Origin of the sequence: Rhizobium sp. CF142 (genome assembly GCF_000281145.1) — a bacterium.
In the GTDB taxonomy this organism is placed as follows: domain Bacteria; phylum Pseudomonadota; class Alphaproteobacteria; order Rhizobiales; family Rhizobiaceae; genus Rhizobium.
The window spans coordinates 1-18,869 of sequence record NZ_AJWE01000048.1; the positions used below are offsets into that span (position 1 = coordinate 1).

The window sequence follows — 18,869 nt, forward strand, 5'->3', positions numbered from 1 at the left end:
AGGGGGCCTTGCCGACGTGGCAGGCCCCCTGCCAATAGCCCTCAAATCCTTCGGCGTCGAAACCAAGACCCTCATGCCCGGATATCCCAGCGTCATGAAGATGCTGGAAAATCCGGTCGTCCGGCTGGAATTTCCGGATTTGCTCGGCCAGCCGGCAAGAGTGCTGGAGGTGGAGCATCAGGGTCTCGATATCCTCGTACTCGACGCTCCCGCCTATTACGACCGCCCGGGTGGTCCCTATCTCGATACGACCGGCAAGGATCACCCCGACAACTGGCGCCGTTTTGCCGCCCTTTCGCTGGCTGGGTCCGAAATCGCCGCGGGCCTGTTGCCTGGCTGGCGGCCGGATCTCGTCCATGCCCATGACTGGCAGGCCGCCATGGTGCCGGTCTATATGCGCTATTATCCGACGCCCGAACTGCCGAGCATCCTGACGATCCACAACATCGCCTTCCAGGGCCAGTTCGGCGCCGATATCTTCGCCGGCCTGCGTCTGCCGCCCCATGCCTTTGCCACCGAAAGCATCGAATATTACGGCACCGTCGGCTTCCTGAAGGGCGGCCTACAGACTGCCTCCGCCATCACCACGGTCAGTCCCTCCTATGCCGACGAGATCCTCACTCCGGAATTCGGCATGGGTCTCGAAGGCGTCATTGCCAGCCGCCGCGACGTGCTGCATGGCATCGTCAATGGCATTGATGCTGACATCTGGAACCCGGCGACCGATCCGGTCGTCCACACGCATTACGGCCCGACGACGCTAAAAAACCGTCTGGAGAACCGCAGGTCGATCGAGGAATTCTTCCATCTCGACCATGACGACGCGCCGATTTTCTGCGTCATCAGCCGGCTGACCTGGCAAAAAGGCATGGATCTTGTCGCAAGCACTGCGGATAGGATCGTCGCACTCGGCGGCAAGCTCGTCGTGCTCGGATCCGGCGAGGCAGCCCTCGAAGGTGCGCTGCTCGCGGCTGCCAACCGCAACCCCGGCCGCATCGGCGTTTCCATCGGTTACAACGAGCCGATGTCGCACCTCATGCAGGCCGGCTGCGACGCCATCATCATCCCGTCGCGCTTCGAGCCTTGCGGTCTCACCCAGCTCTATGGCCTGCGTTACGGCTGCGTGCCGATCGTGGCGCGCACCGGCGGTCTCAACGATACCGTGATCGATGCCAATCATGCCGCACTTGCGGCAAAGGTGGCGACAGGCATACAATTCGCACCTGTAAACGAAGAAAGCATGCTACAGGCACTGCGCCGCGCCATGCACCTTTACGCGGATCAAAAAGTCTGGACCCAATTGCAAAAGCAGGGCATGAAGTCGGATGTCTCTTGGGAGAAGAGCGCCGAACGTTATGTTGCCCTGTATTCAAGCCTCGTCTCGAAAGGCATGTGAACTAAAATGATCAAGTCCGTTCCCACCACGCCCTATCAGGACCAGAAACCCGGCACTTCAGGTCTGCGCAAGAAGGTTCCCGTCTTCCAGCAGCCGAACTATGCGGAGAACTTCATCCAGTCGATCTTCGATTCGCTGGAAGGCTATCAGGGCAAGTGCCTGGTCATCGGCGGCGACGGACGCTACTACAACCGCGAAGTCATCCAGAAGGCCATCAAGATGGCCTCTGCCAATGGCTTCGGCAAGGTCATGGTGGGCAAGGGCGGCATTCTTTCGACGCCCGCCGCCTCTCACATCATCCGCAAGTACAAGGCCTTCGGCGGCATCATCCTCTCGGCCAGCCATAACCCCGGCGGCCCGACCGAAGACTTCGGCATCAAGTACAATGTCAACAATGGCGGCCCGGCCCCGGAAAAGATCACCGACGCGATCTTTGCCCGCTCCAAGGCGATCGAGAGCTACAAGATCGCCGACTTCACCGACGTTAATATTGACCGCATCGGCAAGGAAGAACTGCCGGGCGGCATGATCCTCTCGGTGATCGATCCGGTCGAGGACTATGCCGCACTGATGGAAGAACTCTTCGATTTCGGCGCGATCCGCAATCTGATCAGCCTCGGCTTTCGCATCGCCTTCGATGCCATGAGCGCCGTGACCGGCCCCTATGCCAAGGAAATCTTCGAGAACCGTCTCGGCGCGCCCTCCGGCTCCGTTCGCAATTTCATGCCGCTCCCGGATTTCGGCGGCCACCATCCGGACCCCAACCTCGTTCATGCCAAGGAGCTCTATGACGAGATGATGGGTGAGGACGCACCCGATTTCGGCGCGGCATCCGACGGCGACGGTGACCGCAACCTCATCATCGGCCGCGGCATTTTCGTCACCCCGTCCGACAGCCTTGCAATCCTCGCTGCCAATGCCAACTTGGCGCCTGGCTATTCCGGCGGCCTCGCCGGTATTGCCCGCTCCATGCCAACATCAGGCGCCGCCGACCGTGTGGCGGAAAAGCGCGGCATCGGCATCTACGAGACCCCGACCGGCTGGAAATTCTTCGGCAACTTGCTCGACGCAGGCATGGCGACGATCTGCGGTGAAGAAAGCGCCGGCACCGGTTCCAACCATGTCCGCGAAAAGGATGGCCTCTGGGCCGTGCTGTTGTGGCTGAACGTCCTTGCCGTCCGCGGCGAGAGCGTGCAGGAAATCGTCACCCAGCACTGGCAGACCTATGGTCGCAACTACTATTCCCGCCATGACTATGAAGGCGTCGACAGCGATGCCGCAAACGGCTTGGTGGACAATCTGCGCAGCCAGCTTTCCACACTGCCCGGCAAGACCTTCGGCGATCTGACTGTCGAGAAGGCTGACGATTTCGCCTATCACGATCCGGTCGACAAGTCGGTCAGCGAACATCAGGGTATCCGCGTCCTTTTCCAGGGCGGCTCCCGCGTCGTCTTCCGCCTTTCCGGCACCGGCACGTCTGGCGCAACCCTGCGCGTCTATATCGAGCGTTATGAGCCGGATTCGACTCGCCATAATATCGAAACGCAGGAAGCGCTCGCCGATCTCATCGCGGCCGCCGAGAGCATCGCCAACATTCGTGAGCGCACGGGACGCAACGAGCCGACCGTGATCACCTGATCCCGGGGGGCATATGGGGGGCAACAGTTCCGCACAGGGCGGTGCCATCGTCTTTGAAACAGGCGTGGAGTTCGCTATCTGGTCGCATCATGCAGCGCAGGTTGATCTCTGCCTCTTCGACGATGACGGCAAGGAATATGCGAGGCTCCCCATGGCCCGCGATAACGACCACGTCTTCCGTCTTTTCGTCGATGGATTGAAGGAAGGCGCGCGCTACGGCTACCGCGCCGACGGCATTTACGCTCCGGATAACGGCCTGTGGTTTGACCCCTCGAAACTGCTGATCGATCCCTATGCGAAGGCGGTCGATGGGCCTTTCCATTACGACCCGCGGCTCGGCATCTTCGGCGAAGATACGCAGCACCTGATCCCGAAGTCGGTCGTCACCAAAGACGCGCCCTTCAAAAGCCGAAAGCCGCTCTTCAAACCGGGCGGCTTTATTTATGAGGTGGCGGTCAAGCCCTTCACCATCCTGCATCCGGACGTGCCGGAAGCTCAGCGCGGCACCGTCGCCGCTCTGGCTCATCCCTCCGTGCTCGCTCACCTGAAACGCATCGGCGTCGATGCCGTCGAGCTAATGCCGATCACCGCCTGGATCGACGAGCGGCATCTGCCGCCGCTCGGCCTGACGAACGGCTGGGGCTACAATCCCGTTGCCTTCATGGCACTCGATCCGCGTATCGTGCCGGGTGGTATCGCAGAGCTCAGCGAAACAGTGGCGAACCTGCATGAGGAAGGCATCGCCGTCATCCTCGACCTCGTTTTCAACCATACTGGCGAAAGCGACCGATACGGCACGACGCTGTCGCTGCGCGGTATCGATAATCTCAGCTACTACCGCCACGCAGCAGACCGGCCATCCGTCCTCGTCAACGATACCGGCACCGGCAATACGGTTGCCTGCGACCATCCCTATGTCCAGCGGCTCATCATCGACAGCTTGCGCCATTTCGTTCGCAATGCCGGCATCGACGGCTTCCGTTTCGACCTCGCTCCCGTTCTCGGCCGCACCGCAAACGGCTTCGACCGCAACGGTACGTTGGCAGCGATCCTCGCCGACGATCTGCTTGCCGATCGCATCATGATCGCCGAACCCTGGGATATCGGCCCAAGCGGCTATCAGCTCGGCAATTTCCCGGCACCCTTCCTGGAATGGAACGACCGTGCCCGCGATGACATCAGGTGCTACTGGCGTGGCGATGGCTGGAAGACGGGTTCGCTCGCAACCGTGCTGGCCGGCTCTTCGAACATCTTCTCAGCCAATGGCGGAACAGAGACCCGCAGCGTCAATTTCCTCGCCGCCCATGACGGTTTCACGCTCATCGACCTCGTGTCCTATAGCGGCAAACACAATGAGGCGAACGGCGAGAACAATCGCGACGGCCACAACGAGAACCATTCCTGGAACAACGGCGTTGAAGGTGAAACGGCCTATCCCGTCATCCGGGAACGTCGCAAGGCTGATGTCATGGCGCTCATCTCCACCCTCTTTGCCAGCCGCGGCAGCGTGATGCTGACGGCCGGCGACGAGGGCGGACGAACACAGCACGGCAACAACAATGCCTATTGCCAGGACAACGAGATTACCTGGGTCGACTGGAAGCTGCTGGACGAAGACCTGATCGCCCACACCGCCTTCGTCGCCACGCTTCGCCGCCGCTTCTCGGTCTTCTCCGAACTAGCCTTCTTTTCTGGTAACGGCGATGTGGAGTGGATTTCTCTCGCTGGCGAGCCGATGACAACAGGCGAATGGGAAACGCCCTCGTTCTCCACCCTCGGCATGGTGCTTGCGACGCGCGATCGTTCCAACCGCAAAGAGACCCGCCTCGCCGTGCTCTTCAACCGCTCCGAACAACATCAACTCTTCACGCTTCCCTCAGCCGGCGAAGCAAACTGGCGCCAGCTTTTGCCGGATGGCGCGCGGAAAGTCGGCGGCCGCGCCACCGTTGAGCCGCGTTCGGTCACCTTTTTCGTGGAAAATTGATCCACGAAACCCGCGAGTGCGAATCGTTATCGCAATCGTCACGAATGCGCGATAAGGCTTGCGGCTGCGGGTTTTTACGAGGAATGCATGGTCATGGAAATTTCGCTCTCGGATGTCCGGGAGCTGGTTGGCACGGAAACAGGATTGTCTGACTGGATCCTCGTCGATCAGAAGATGATTGATGCCTTTGCAGAGGCAACCGGCGACCATCAGTTCATTCACGTCGATCCTGTTCGCGCAGCAGCCGAAAGTCCCTTCGGCGGAACCATCGCCCATGGCTTCCTGACGCTCTCGCTGCTGTCGACGATGAATTACAATTGCCTGCCCAAGGTGCGCGAGCAGACGATGGGCATCAATTACGGCTTCGACAAGGTCCGCTTCATGTCGCCGGTCAAGAGCGGCACCCGCATCCGCGGCCACTTCGTGCTCTCGGACGCCCGCTTCCGCGGCGCCGGCATGCTGATGACGACCTATGATGTCTCGATCGAAATCGAGAATGAAAAGAAGCCGGCGCTGACCACCCGCTGGATCACCATCATCCAGTTCGACCCGAAAGATCGGCCGGAAGACACCTAAGGTTCTTTGCTGACCTTAATGGCTCGCGTCCTCGGCGCCTTCGGCGAGCAGCCCGAATACATAATCCGAAAACGACCGCCAGCATTCGACCCGGAACGTATCCTCCTCGGTGCGGAAGAGCACGATCTCGACCTTGCCGAAGATCGTCCGCGAGCAAGCACCCACCGGGAAAATTTCCAGAGAGAGGTCCTGCGGGCAGCCGGCGGACAGCGTCGCCTCCGCACCCGGTCCGGAAACAATGATACCGACATTGCGGTGGGAGACATCGACCACCGAATGCAGAACGTCAGCGACGGAAAGAAGTGCCGGAAGATCCGAACCAACCTCGTCAATTACGAGCCATTCGTCCGGGCCGAGCCAGAGCGCCGAACGCCCTCCCGCACGGCCGGAGGTCTTGGGTGATGTCGGCAAAATCAGTCCCAATGCGGAAGAGAGCGCCGATACGGATTCAGCCGGCGCACGCAGCGAAAGGCGGCTTGCGACCGGTGCCACCGTCAGGCGTACCGTCGCCGAACCGGCAAGGAGACCGGAGAGAGCCGGTTTGCGAATTGCGACCTCAGCCATGGATACGGCCTCCTTCCTTGTCAAAGAACACCAGATCCGTCACCTCGACCGGAATGGTCCGGTCCGGCATCGGCACATAGAGCGTTTCGCCCACGAGATTGCGGCCACCTTCAACCAGTGCAAAGGCGATCGAGCGACCACAATTCTCAGACCAGTAGGCCGATGTCACGTGACCGAGCATCGTCATCGGCTTAGGCTGGTTCGGGTTGGCGACAATCTGCGCGCCCTCTTCGAGCACCAGCTTCGCATCCTTCGTCGCAAGACCGACGAGCTGCTTGCGGCCTTCCTTGACGAGATCGGGCCGCTTCAGGCCGCGAATGCCGACAAAATCCGCCTTTTTCTTCGAGACTGCCCAGGAGAGCCCGGCGTCATCAGGCGTCACCGTACCATCAGTATCCTGGCCGACGATGATGTAGCCCTTTTCGGCGCGCAGCACATGCATGGTCTCGGTGCCGTAGACGCAGGCGCCGAGTGGCTCGGCATTGGCCCAGACCGCCTCCAGCACCGACTGGCCGTAATCGGCAGGCACATTGATTTCAAAGCCGGTCTCGCCGGTAAAGGAGACACGGAAGAGACGTGCCGGAATACCTGCCACCTTGCACTCGGCGACACTCATATGCGGGAAGGCCTCGTTGGAAATATCAAGCCCCTCGACCAGCGGCGCCACGATCTCGCGTGCCTTGGGTCCTTGCACCGCGATTACGGCCCATTGCTCGGTGACAGAGGTCAACCATACCTTCAGATGCGGGAATTCCGTCTGCAGGTAGTCCTCCATGTGGTTGAGAACACGCGGCGCCCCGCCGGTCGTGGTCGTCACATGGAAACGGTCATCGGAGAGACGACCGACGACGCCGTCATCATAGACGAAGCCGTCTTCGCGCAGCATGATGCCGTAGCGGCACTTGCCCGGTTTCAGCGTGTCCCAGGCATTGGTGTACATGAGGTTCATGAATTCGGCGGCATCCGGTCCGACGACCTCGATCTTGCCGAGCGTCGAGGCGTCGAAGATACCAGCAGCCTCGCGCGCCGTGCGGCATTCGCGGGCGACGGCCTGATGCATCGTTTCGCCGGCGCGCGGATAAAACCAGGCGCGCTTCCAGTTGCCGACGTCTTCGAAGATCGCCCCCTTGCCCTCTTCCCAGGCATGCAGAGGCGTCTTGCGCGTCGGGTCGAACAAGGCCCCACGCGAATGTGCGATCAGTGCTCCGTAAGTCACCGGCGTGTATGGCGCGCGGAAAGTGGTAAGACCGACCTGCGGAATATCCTTGCCGAGCATTTCGGCGGCAATCGCCAGGCCATGCATGTTGGAAAGCTTGCCCTGGTCGGAGGCCATGCCGTTCGTCGTGAAGCGCTTGATATGCTCGATCGAGTGCATGCCCTCGCGCACCGCAAGACGGATGTCCTTGGCGCAGACGTCGTGTTGGAAGTCGATGAACGCCTTGGCATTCGTCTCCGGTCCGGCGCCTTCGGCCGCACCAATCATGCCACCCGTCCAGTCGAAGGCCTGCTCGACGGAAATGCCGATCTTGCTGCCCGCCTGTCTGCCGACAGCCTGCGCCATCAGTTCGCCGGCGGCCAGTGATTCCTCGACGGTCTGCTGCAGACCATCCGTGCCATTGCAGGCACCGACGGAAAGGCAGTCCTGCGCATAGGTGCCAGGCAGGAAACGCTGCGTTTCGGCATCGAAGGCGACCTTGCCCCGCGACTGGGAGAATAGGTGCACGGAGGGTGTCCATCCGGCGCAGACCAGCAGCGCATCGACGCTGATCTTGCGCGGTGATCCGCCGCCGTTGCGCGCGACCGTGATCGACGAGATGCGCAGCGCACCCGACGTATTGACCACCGACTGACCGGTCAGCACATCGATGCCGAGCGTACGGGCTTCGGCCAATACTGCTGCGCCCGGCGCCTGTCTGCTGTCGACGATCGCGGCGATCGAAACACCCGCCCGCTTCAGGTCGAAGGCCACCTCATAAGCTGAATCATGCGCGGTATAGATGCCGACCTTCTGGCCGACCGCAACGCCATAATGATTGAGATACATCCGCCCGGCCGAAGCGAGCATGATGCCCGGCCGGTCATTGTTCGGAAACACCATATGCCGCTCGATGGCGCCGGTCGCCAGGATGACGCGCTTGGCGCGGACCTGCCACAGCCGTTCGCGCGGCAGATCGCGGTCTGGGCGGGCGATATGATCCGTGACACGTTCGACGAGGCCGACGAAATTATGGTTGTAATAGCCGAAGGCCGTGGTGCGGGTCAGGATCTCTACATTCTCCATGGCCTTCAGCCGTGCAAGGGTCTTCTGCACCCAGGCGTAGCCATCAAGCCCATCCACTTTCACGCCGGCATCAAAGCGCAACGCGCCGCCGGCTTCGGCCTGCTCGTCGCAGAGGATGATTTTTGCGCCGGCTTCCGCAGCAGCCAATGCCGCCGACAGACCGGCAATACCGGCACCGACGACCAGCACGTCGCAATGGGTATAACGGCTGGCGTAGTGGTCGGGATCGTCTTCCGTCGGAGCGACACCAAGACCGGCAGCCCGACGGATCATCGGCTCGTATACGCGCTTCCACGCGGCCCGCGGCCACATGAATGTCTTGTAGTAGAAGCCTGCTGCGAAGAAGGGCGAGAACAGGTTGTTGACCGCGCCGACATCGAAGGAAAGCGACGGCCAACGGTTCTGCGACTTCACGATCATGCCGTCGAAGACTTCCTGCACGGTTGCCCGCACATTCGGCTGCTTACGGGCGCTGTCGCGCGCAACATCGATCAGCGCATTCGGCTCCTCCGCGCCGGCCGAAAGAATGCCGCGCGGGCGATGATATTTGAATGAACGGCCGACAAGATGCACACCATGGGCAATCAAGGCCGAGGCAACAGTATCGCCTTCGAGCGCCGTATAGCTCTTGCCGTCGAAGGTGAAACGCGCGGTTTTGGCGGGCGTCAGCCGGCCCTTGCCGGCGATACGGTTCGCGCCGCTCATTGGGCCTCTCCTTCAACTGCTTCGTAGGTCTCGACCGGCGCATGCGGCTCGGCCGCAGTCCCGATAGCAGGCTTCGGTTCGCCGGCCTTGTAGGTCATGATGAACTTGTCGCTGATAGTATCGCGCGCCGCGTTGAAGAAGCGCCCGCAGCCGTGCATGTGCCGCCAGCGCTCGAAGATCAGGCCTTTCGGATTGTCACGCAGGAAGAAATATTCCTCGAACTGCTCGTCAGAGATTGAGGCTATATTGGCCGGCCGAACGATGTGGGCGTCACCGGCACCACGGAACTCGAGCTCGGAGCGCTCTTCCTGACAGTAAGGGCAATAGATCAGCAGCATGTCGTCCTCCTGTCAGTGCGCGACGGCGGCAGCCGCCGCCTCGTCAATCAGCCGGCCGGAGCGGAACCGCTCCAGCGTCAGCCCGGCATTGAACTTGTGCACTTCGTCGCGGGCTATCAGATGGGCGAAGAGATTGGCCGAACCCGGTGTCGCCTTGAAACCACCGGTACCCCAGCCGCAATTCACGTAGAGCCCGGGAACGGGCGTCTTCGACTGGATGGCCGAACGGTCCGGCGTGTTGTCGACGATACCGCCCCACTGACGCATCATCTTCACGCGGCGGAACATCGGGAAAAGCTCGCAAATGGCGTCGAGCGTATGCGTGATGATCTGCAGGCCACCCGTCTGGGAGTAGGAATTATACTGGTCCGTGCCCGCACCGATGACGAGCTCACCCTTGTCGGACTGCGAGATATAGGCATGCACCGTGTTCGACATAACGACGCAGGGAAAGATCGGCTTCAGCGGCTCGGAAACCAGTGCCTGCAGCGGGCTTGATTGCAGCGGCACGCGCACATCCGCCATCTTCATGACTGTTGTCGTGTGGCCGGCAGCCGACACGCCAATCTTCTTCGCACCGATGAAGCCCCTGTTGGTCTCGACGCCGGTGACCCGACCATCCGGGCCGCGGCGAATGCCGGTGACTTCGCAATTCTGGATGATGTGCACGCCGCGATCTGATGCCGCACGTGCGTAACCCCAGGCAACCGCATCGTGACGCGCCGTACCGCCGCGGCGCTGCAAGGCGGCGCCATTGATCGGGTAGCGGGCCGTCGCCGAAATATCGAGCGGCGGGCAATAGGCCTTGGCCTGCTCGGGTGTCAGCCATTCATTGTCGATGCCGTAGAGCCGGTTGGCATGGATATGCCGCTTGAAGCTCTGCATGTCGTGCACATTGTGCGACAGCATCATCACGCCGCGCGGCGAATACATGACATTGTAATTGAGCTCCTGCGACAGCCCTTCCCAGAGCTTCATCGAGTGCTCATAGATGTGCATGCTCTCTTCATAGAGATAGTTGGAGCGGATAATGGTGGTGTTGCGGCCGGTATTGCCGCCGCCAAGCCAACCCTTTTCCAGCACCGCCACATTCGTGATGCCGTGCTCCTTGGCAAGGTAATAAGCTGCGCCCAGCCCATGACCGCCACCACCGATGATGATCACGTCATATTCGGGTCGCGGCTCCGGCGAAGTCCACTGCTTTTCCCAGCCCCTGTGCCCGCGCAGAGCCTCCCGCGCTACGGCAAAAACCGAATATTTCCGCATCCGCCATCATCTCCTTCAGGCAAAGGCATTTTCGTCGTGGCCATACAAATCGCAAATCGAATTGCGGCACAACGGTTCTTTTGCGACGTGAAAGAGCTTTTGTTTTGACACGGCGACGGCTGCATCGCCCCGCTTGGCCGCGATCGGCCTTCGCAGATGCGGCATAACCCTTTTCTCACCCAACAGGGCAGGCAGAACGGGCCTGCTGGAAATGTTAGTATCCCCCTAATGTGGGGTGTAAGATGTCGGGTTGGCGTAGCATATGGATCGCGGGCATCTGCTTCGCGCTGTCAGGCGCGTGGCCTGCGTTCGCCGCTGAACCCGTCGGCCAGGCGACTCTCATCAAAACCGAAGTGACCGGACAGGGCGGGCCGATCATCGTCAATGACGAGGTCCATCGCGACGAGCGTATCCGCACCTCCCAATCAGGGCTCGGCCAGTTCATATTCCGCGACGGCACCAAGCTTGCCGTAGGCTGGGGCTCGTCTGTCGTCATCGACAAATATGTCTATGACGATTCCGACTCCGTCAAACGCCTCTCCATCAAGGCGGCCAAGGGCACGTTCCGCTGGGTCAGCGGCAATTCGAAATCCTCCGCCTATCAGATCCAGACGCCCGCCGGTACGATCGGCGTACGCGGCACCGCTTTCGATTTCTATGTCGGCCCTGACGGCACGACTGCCGTGGTGCTACTGAACGGCGCAGCGACCTTCTGCGGCCCTGGCGGCTGCCGGCAATTGCAGCAGCGTTGCGATTGCGTCATTGCGCGGCCGAACGGCAACATGACGGATGCCCACCCTGTCAACCGCAGCGTGCTGCAGAGGCTGGGCAACCAGCGCGCCCTTCCCTTCCTCTCCGGCAACCAGAGTTTAACGGGCGGCCTCGGCCTGCTTGGCGGCTGCCGGATGGCCTCGGTTGACCCTGAGCGCAAAGACCGGCTTCGCCAGACACCCCGGCCGCGAGATCCGGATCCACAGCCCCAGCAGCAACCACAGAAGCAGGATGCTCCGCCGACGCAGCGGCCGGAAAAACCGCATCACGACAAGCCGCATCATGACAGGCCCCACCATGATAAGCCGGAGCGCGACTGGCATGACAAACACGACAGGCATGGCTGGAAGGACAAGCACGATAGAGACGACCACCATGGCGATCATGGAAGGCCGGACCGGCACGACGCACCTGACAGGCCGAGCCGCACGGAAAGGGCAGATAACCACCAGGACCGCAGCCATCAAGACAGACCGAGCACGCAGGAAAGAAGCGGAGGCGAAAACCAAACTGCCGGCAATGATCAGAGCGCGGGAAGAGATCGGGATCGGGATCGTAGCCACGATCGGGATCAGAACCGGAATCGAGGCTGGGGCGGAAGCGGAAATCGGGACAGGAACCGCAACCGCTGACTGACTATTCGACGGCTTGCTGTTCAGGCAGGCCGATATCCTCCCGAAAATGATCGTTCCTGGCCGATATCCGCTCGTAGAATTCCGTGAGGCCGGCCAGGACCTGTACCCCGGAGAGTTTTGCCGCACCGATCAGCTTGCGGCTGTTCCTCGAACGCTCGCGCAAGGCGCCCATTACCTCCTCATGGACGAGATGCAGGGCGCCGAATTCCGGCGAGGCAGCGATCTTCTCATCGCCGACCACGGCAAATATCTGCGTTCGGCTGCTCTTTCCTTTGAGCGGAATGGCTCCTGCCTCCAAGAGCGCCGCCCCGCTTTGCGCCCGTGCCGTGGTGTCGGAGATCAGGATATCGAAGCCGACGTCCTTGCAGCAGGATTCGATGCGCGCCGCGACATTCACCGCGTCGCCCACCGCCGAATAGTTGAAGCGTGTCTTCGCGCCCATGTTGCCGACACAGGCGAGACCGGTATGGATGCCGATGCCGATCCTCACCTGCTGAGCGCTGCCGAAACCGAAGGCGTCACGGGCATTGAGCTCGGCTAGCGTCTCCCGCATGGCAAGGGCCGCTCGCAGCGCCTTTGCTGCATGATCCGAAACATCGACCGGCGCATTCCAGAATGCCATGATGGAATCGCCGATGAATTTGTCGAGCGTTCCCTCGTTCCCGACAACATGACGGCTCAACGCGTCGAGCAGCGTATTGAGAAACTGGACGACGGCGGTCGGCGTCAGCCTTTCACTGATCTCGGTGAAATTGCGCACATCGACGAACATCATGGTGAGCTCGCGCTCGTCCCCGCCAAGCTTCAGCGCATCGGGCGTATGCTCGATCCTGTGGAGCAGCGAAGGCGAGAGGTAATGGCCGAAGGCGCGCCGCACCTCCCGCCGCTCCCTGTCGATGACGAGGATGCGGAACGATGTTGCCGCAAAATGCGTGATGGAGCCGCCGATAATAGGCGCCAGCGGATCGAACAGCAGGCCGGCGTAGAGAAAGCTGAACCACGAAGCGGCAAGCGCCATCGCGGTGATCGCCAGGCCGCAGACCAGCGCCACGGCCGGACTGACGAAGGTCGTGATGATGACGAGCAGGAAGCCGAGCACGGCAATGGAGAGAATCTCCAGCCCGTCTGCCCAGTCCGGCCGTGACAGGTAGCGGCCCGAAAGGATCTGCTCGACAGTTTGCGCCTGCAGCGAAACACCCGGCACATTTTCTCCGAGCGAGGTGGTGCGGATATCCTGCAGCCCGACCGCCGAGGTGCCGATGAAGATAATGCTGCCTTGGATCTGAGCAGCGATATCAGGGGCCACTCCGCCGGCGGCAAGGACCTTTCGGGCCGAGACATAACGCTCTGCCCGGTTCGGCGTCACGTAAAGCCAGATCTCGCCGGCAGCCGTCAGCGGAACGATGAAATCGCCGATCTTCGCCGAGGTGATGATCCCCGCGCGGTCGGGCGCGCCAGCCAGCACATAGGTCGAGGCGCCTTGCGCGACCCGTAACGCTTCGATCGCAAGATTGGGGTAAAACTGCTCTCCATCGCTGAGGAACAGCGGCACTGCGCGCACGACTGATGACGGGCTGCCTGGATTGAGACTGACATGGCCAAGCCCCGCGGCATTCGCCTCCAGCGCCGGCCGGAGCGGCGTCGAAGCGCCAAGATGCGGAGGTGCAGTCAGCGGACTTTCGCCGGTAAAGGCAAAGCCGGCTTTTACCGGCGGCTTGTAACTGCCTTCGTTGGAAAGCCCGAAGCCGAGAACGACAGGCTTTCCCTCGATCGACTGCGCGAATATCTCGTCATTGTCAGGCAACTGCGCCGCAAGCGATGGATCGACGCCCTCCACCTCCTGGATCACATTGCGCGGCGACATCCGGTCGGGCTCGGCAAAGATGACGTCGAAGGCGATGGCCGCCGCTCCCATATCCGAGAGACGCTTGACCAGCATTGCCAGCCTGTCGCGCGGCCAAGGCCACTGGCCGAACTCCCGCAGGGAAGCCTCGTCGATATCGACGACTCTGACGGGCATGGCCTCAAAGCTGCGCGGCACAATGCGCTGGTATTCGTCGAAGGTAACGTCGCGGACCTGCCTGAGCACCGGCGGATCGCTTGCCCGGAACATCGTGAGTGCAGCCACGATGACGAGGCCGATCAGGACACCGATCTGCTGCAAACGCGTCATGCTTCCGTCGAAGTCCCCTACAAGCGCTTCAAAGCCTTCCTGTCCGCCGGCAGGCTACGCTTGTTTGACGCCAAAGACTATTCGTTCATGCTCAGAAGCTGAAAAACCGTGTGAAATATGGCTGTCGGTACCCCCCAAGGATTTTCGCTCCGGTGTAACAGCAATACAGTGGGCAATTACTTCCAGATTTGGCCAACCGTTGCGGCCAGACTTTCCAGCTTCGGCCTTGCCGCACATGCGACGAAGTGTTTTTCTCCCTCAGGGATTTGATAATTCGATCATTGTCGAGAGGATGAGCCATGGCAGATCCGCAAGGAGAGACCACGGCAAGAACTGCCGAAAATTCGGCCTCTGCCGCCCGTAGAAGCGGCCATTGGCTGATCGCCGTCGTGCTGGCGATGCTGGCCGGGCTGCCGCTCGCCGTCTGGCTTGATATCAGCGACCTCTCCGAAAGTGCGCTACGCCGGCAGGCGCGGGACATGAGTTCGCTCGTCACCAGCATACGCTCCTATTATTCAGCGAATGTCGTCGGCAGGGTGCTCGCCGCCCATCAGGCGGGCGATGTCAGCGGCACGGTCGTCTCACACAACTATGCTAATATTCCAGGCGCCATTCCGCTGCCCGCCACGCTTTCGCTGGAGCTCGGCGACGTCATCAAGGAGCAGCAGGCCAACATCACCTATCGCTTTCTCTCCGACCTTCCCTTCAAGAATCGCGCATCCCACGAACTCGACACTTTCGAACAGGCTTCACTTACATCCCTGCGTGCAAATTCCGCCCAGACGCTGACCGACCTCACCCGCGTCGGATTTACCGATACGCTGCGGCTCATCACGCCAGTCATCATGGGCCAGGCTTGCGTCGCCTGTCACAACACGCATCCAGAAAGCCCGAAGAAGGATTGGAAGGTAGGCGATGTGCGCGGCATTCAGGAAGTCATCATCCGCCAGCCCTATGCGAGCAACGTTCTCGCCTTCAAATATCTGCTCTGCTATTTCTTCTTCGTTGCCATCATCGGCATCAGCTTCATTGTTCTGCAGCGCCAGCAGACGCGCGTCATCCACGGCGCCAACCGCGATCTTGAAGCGGCTAACGAATTCCTCGCCAGCGTTTCCCTGAAGATTTCCCGCTATCTGTCGCCGCAAATCTACAAGAGCATCTTCAGCGGCCAGAAGGATGTGGTCGTCCATACCGAGCGAAAGCGCCTGACGATCTTCTTCTCGGACATCAAGGATTTCACCGCCACGACCGAGCGTCTGCAGCCGGAAGCGCTGACGGAAATGCTGAATGAATATCTGACCGAAATGTCCACGATCGCGCTCAAACATGGCGGCACGGTGGACAAGTTCATTGGCGATGCCATGCTGGTCTTCTTCGGCGATCCCGAAACCAAGGGGCCGGAGGAGGATGCCAAGGCATGCCTGCGCATGGCAGTGGACATGCAGCAGCGGCTCGGAGAACTGAAGGACCGATGGCGCCGGAACGGCACGGAAGAGCCCTTCGTGGTGCGCATGGGAATCAATAGCGGCTATTGCAACGTCGGCAATTTCGGCAGCAGTGACCGCATGGACTATACGATCATCGGTGCCGAAGCGAACCTTGCCGCACGCCTGCAATCGATCGCCCAGGGCGGCGAGATTGTCATCAGCTACGAAACCTATGCGCTGGTGAAAGATATCGTTGATGCCCATCCTTTGCCGCCGATCACCATGAAGGGCATCCAGCGGGAAATCGTACCCTACGCCGTGGACGGGCTGATGCTCGGCGCCGATCACAAGAGCCGCGTTCTCAGCGAACATCTGGCCGGACTGGACCTGCATCTGGACATGGCTCGGCTTGAGCCGGCGGACCGCTCCCGTGTTATCGCAGCGCTCAAGGAAGCGATCGCTGCTCTGGACGAAACGAAACCCGAGAAGGCGCGCTCCTAGCTCCGTATAGGCGAGGGCGGGATTTTTCCGCCCGATCGCATATCCCGTCTGGACTTCATTCCGTCGATCTGATATTTCGCAACACCAATCGCAAGGCCGCGGCCGCGCGAACGTTATATTTTTGCCCCAGGCGCTGCGCCGCCTTTCGGCATCAACCAAACCAAAGGAACGTGATTCTCGTGCAGGTACTTGTCCGCGATAACAATGTTGACCAGGCTCTCCGCGCTCTCAAGAAGAAGATGCAGCGCGAAGGCATTTTTCGCGAAATGAAGATGCGCGACTACTACGAAAAGCCGTCGCAGAAGCGCGCGCGCGAAAAGGCCGAGGCTGTTCGTCGTGTTCGCAAGCTGGCCCGCAAGCGCGCTCAGCGCGAAGGTCTGGTTGCAGCACGCTGAGGCGGTGCCGTCGTTTTTTCGACGTTTTCAGGTGCATGTGTGGCGGGGGCGATGAGTTTCGCCGCCGCCTTTTTTAATTTGCTGCTGAAGATTGCATATCCGCTTTGCCGGATATGAAGCATGGGGAAAGCGAGCCCGAATGGCTGTCATAACGTTCAATCCGTCCCGCTCGTTGCGTTCGCAGAAATCGGTCGTATTCGCCTCGCTGGCACTTGCCGCAGCGCTCGGCCTTGCCGGTTGCGAAACGACCAACACTTCGGATGCTGTGATCCGCATCGACAAGGCGCAGGGCTCACAGGAAAATATCGCTTCGCTGACGGCCGTCATCAACGCCAATCCGCGCGATCCGGAAGGCTACAATGTCCGCGGTTCCGCCTATGGCCGCGGCGGCGAATTCCGCAAGGCACTCGACGACTTCAACACAGCGCTGCAGATCAACCCGCGCTTCTTCCAGGCCTATGCCAACCGCGCACTGGTCTACCGCAATATGGGTCAGCAGCCGCAGGCAATCGCCGATTACAACGCCGCCCTGCAGATCAATCCGAGCTATGACGTCGCCTATATCGGTCGCGGCAATGTCTACCGCATGGCCGGCCAGGACGATCAGGCCTTCAATGATTTCTCAAGAGCGATTCAGCTCGGCACGACGGATGGTCGCGCCTATCACAATCGCGGCCTGATCTACCAGAAGCGCAATCAGCAGGATAAGGCGATCGACGATTTCTCGAAGGCGATCTCGCTGTCGCCGAACTCGCCCGAGCCATATAACGGCCGCGGCATTTCCTACATCGCGCTGAACGACAACGACAACGCATTCGCCGACTTCAACCACGCGATCGAACTCAACGGCAACCTCGCCGAATCCTGGGCGAACCAGGCTCTCGTCTACGAGCGCCGCGGCGAGAAAGACAAGGCCATCCGCTCCTACCGCCACGCTGTCGGCCTCGATCCGAAATACCAGCCGGCCCGGGATGGACTTGCCCGCGTCGGCGGCACTACCGGCTGACGGATAACGAGAAGAGGTGGCGATGATGACAGCGAAACCGCATGTGATCGTCGTCGGTGCCGGCATTGTCGGCGCCTCGATTGCCTGGCATCTCACACACAAGGGTGCAGCAGTCACCATCGTCGGCGAAGAACTCGGCGGCGTGGCGACACCCTGTTCCTTTGCCTGGATCAATGCGAGCTGGGGCAATCCCGAATTCTATTTCCATTTTCGCCGCAGAGCGATGGCCGAATGGAAGCGGCTGGCACGGGAACTGCCCCGCCTGCCACTCGCCTGGTGCGGCGGCCTCTGCTGGGATAGGCCGGCGGCCGATCTCGAAGCCTATGCCGATGAACACGGCCGTTGGGGCTACGGTATCAGCCGGCTGAACCGGGAAGAAAGCGCGCGGCTCGAACCCGGCCTTGGCGAATATCCGGATTTCGCCCTCTATATCGCAGAAGAAGGTGCGGTGGAGCCTGTTGCCGCCGCACGTTTGCTACTTGCTGATGCCGAAGCACATGGCGCGACGTTCGTTCATGCCACGGTCAACGGTCTGCTGCAGAGTGCCGGACGAATCGTCGGGCTTGTCACGTCGGAAGGCATGCTCGAAGCCGATCATGTCGTGCTGGCCGCGGGTGCAGGCTCAGTTCCGATCGCCGCCTCAGCGGGGATCACATTGCCGCTGTCCGCACCAGCCGGCCTGATCGTGCACTCCCGTCCTGTCTCGAAACGCTTGAACGGCCTCGTCATGACACCGCATCTGCATATGCGCCAGACGGCCGAAGGCCGTATAATCGCCGGCTCGGATTTCGGTGGTGGCGATCCCGGTGAAGATCATCAGGCAAGCGCAGCGGAACTCTTCGAACGCGTAAAAGCGATGATCATAGACAATGCCGATCTGAAGCTCGATTTCTTCACGGTCGGCTATCGCCCGACACCGGCTGACGGTTTTCCCATCATCGGCAATGCCGGCCTGCCGGGTCTCTATGTCACGGTCATGCACTCCGGTGTCACGCTTGCTCCGCTTGCGGGCCTGCTTGCTGCCGACGAGCTTCTGTCAGGCAAGAGTGACGAAAGCCTCATGCCCTTCCGGCTGCAGCGCTTCACCGACGCAGAATAATCCTTAAAAAATTGACGATTTTGCACCTGACTATTTTAGTAGGTTGCAACCAAATGCCCCGCCCCCTAACATGATCCCGCTTTGATAGCGGGCTATTGGGCGGTACGAAATGTG

General features: G+C 60.8%; 14 protein-coding genes. 9 read left to right on the forward strand and 5 right to left on the reverse strand.

Going from position 1 to position 18,869, the window contains the following annotated elements; genetic code table 11:
- The 4 genes from glgA to PMI11_RS12525 all read left to right on the forward strand — a co-directional run.
- Positions 1–1,396, forward strand: a 1,396-nt coding sequence (gene glgA / locus PMI11_RS12510) for a glycogen synthase GlgA (protein ID WP_007817360.1), incomplete at its 5' end; no start/stop codon positions are given.
- Positions 1,397–1,402: 6 nt separating this feature from the next.
- Complete coding sequence (locus PMI11_RS12515) at positions 1,403–3,034, forward strand: alpha-D-glucose phosphate-specific phosphoglucomutase (RefSeq protein WP_007817362.1); 1,632 nt, start codon at positions 1,403–1,405, stop codon at positions 3,032–3,034.
- 13 nt (positions 3,035–3,047) lie between these two features.
- On the forward strand, positions 3,048–5,018 hold the full coding sequence (glgX, locus tag PMI11_RS12520; protein WP_007817371.1) for a glycogen debranching protein GlgX: 1,971 nt from the start codon (positions 3,048–3,050) through the stop codon (positions 5,016–5,018).
- A gap of 87 nt (positions 5,019–5,105) precedes the next feature.
- Positions 5,106–5,594, forward strand: a complete 489-nt coding sequence (locus tag PMI11_RS12525; protein ID WP_007817374.1) for a MaoC family dehydratase — start codon at positions 5,106–5,108, stop codon at positions 5,592–5,594.
- A 15-nt stretch (positions 5,595–5,609) separates the two neighbouring features.
- On the opposite strand, the gene PMI11_RS12530 is transcribed toward PMI11_RS12525, so the two are convergent.
- From PMI11_RS12530 to PMI11_RS12545, 4 genes are read right to left on the reverse strand one after another with little or no spacing between them, the layout of a single operon-like run.
- Positions 5,610–6,158 carry a sarcosine oxidase subunit gamma gene (locus PMI11_RS12530; protein WP_007817377.1) on the reverse strand — a complete coding sequence of 183 codons (549 nt, stop codon included), beginning with the start codon at positions 6,156–6,158 and terminating at the stop codon, positions 5,610–5,612.
- Positions 6,151–9,144, reverse strand: a complete 2,994-nt coding sequence (locus PMI11_RS12535) for a sarcosine oxidase subunit alpha (RefSeq protein ID WP_007817379.1) — start codon at positions 9,142–9,144, stop codon at positions 6,151–6,153. The genes PMI11_RS12530 and PMI11_RS12535 overlap by 8 nt, the downstream gene beginning before the upstream one ends.
- Positions 9,141–9,482, reverse strand: coding sequence for a sarcosine oxidase subunit delta (locus tag PMI11_RS12540; RefSeq protein ID WP_007817381.1), 342 nt, complete (start codon positions 9,480–9,482; stop codon positions 9,141–9,143). Before PMI11_RS12540 ends, PMI11_RS12535 begins: the two co-directional genes overlap by 4 nt.
- 12 nt (positions 9,483–9,494) lie before the next feature.
- The gene (locus PMI11_RS12545) at positions 9,495–10,748 is read right to left on the reverse strand and encodes a sarcosine oxidase subunit beta family protein (protein ID WP_007817383.1); all 1,254 of its coding nucleotides are present in this window, start codon (positions 10,746–10,748) and stop codon (positions 9,495–9,497) included.
- A 242-nt stretch (positions 10,749–10,990) separates the two neighbouring features.
- Between PMI11_RS12545 and PMI11_RS12550 the strand changes: the two genes are divergently transcribed.
- Entirely contained in the window at positions 10,991–12,151 is a 1,161-nt protein-coding gene (locus PMI11_RS12550) for a FecR family protein (RefSeq protein WP_007817385.1), read from the forward strand.
- A gap of 4 nt (positions 12,152–12,155) precedes the next feature.
- Here the strand turns inward: PMI11_RS12550 and PMI11_RS12555 are convergent, their stop codons facing one another.
- Positions 12,156–14,327, reverse strand: a complete 2,172-nt coding sequence (locus PMI11_RS12555; protein ID WP_007817388.1) for a CHASE2 domain-containing protein — start codon at positions 14,325–14,327, stop codon at positions 12,156–12,158.
- Between the two features lie 299 nt (positions 14,328–14,626).
- On the opposite strand from PMI11_RS12555, the gene PMI11_RS12560 reads away from it, so the two are divergent.
- The 4 genes from PMI11_RS12560 to PMI11_RS12575 all read left to right on the forward strand — a co-directional run bounded on the left by PMI11_RS12560 (position 14,627) and on the right by PMI11_RS12575 (position 18,755).
- Positions 14,627–16,255 (forward strand): adenylate/guanylate cyclase domain-containing protein, encoded by a 1,629-nt coding sequence (locus PMI11_RS12560; RefSeq protein ID WP_007817391.1) that lies wholly within the window; start codon positions 14,627–14,629, stop codon positions 16,253–16,255.
- A gap of 179 nt (positions 16,256–16,434) precedes the next feature.
- Positions 16,435–16,650 (forward strand): 30S ribosomal protein S21, encoded by a 216-nt coding sequence (rpsU, locus tag PMI11_RS12565; protein WP_003542939.1) that lies wholly within the window; start codon positions 16,435–16,437, stop codon positions 16,648–16,650.
- Between the two features lie 139 nt (positions 16,651–16,789).
- Complete coding sequence (locus PMI11_RS12570; RefSeq protein WP_007817396.1) at positions 16,790–17,656, forward strand: tetratricopeptide repeat protein; 867 nt, start codon at positions 16,790–16,792, stop codon at positions 17,654–17,656.
- A 25-nt stretch (positions 17,657–17,681) separates the two neighbouring features.
- Positions 17,682–18,755 carry an NAD(P)/FAD-dependent oxidoreductase gene (locus PMI11_RS12575; protein WP_037071252.1) on the forward strand — a complete coding sequence of 358 codons (1,074 nt, stop codon included), beginning with the start codon at positions 17,682–17,684 and terminating at the stop codon, positions 18,753–18,755.
- The last annotated feature ends 114 nt before the right edge of the window (positions 18,756–18,869 follow it).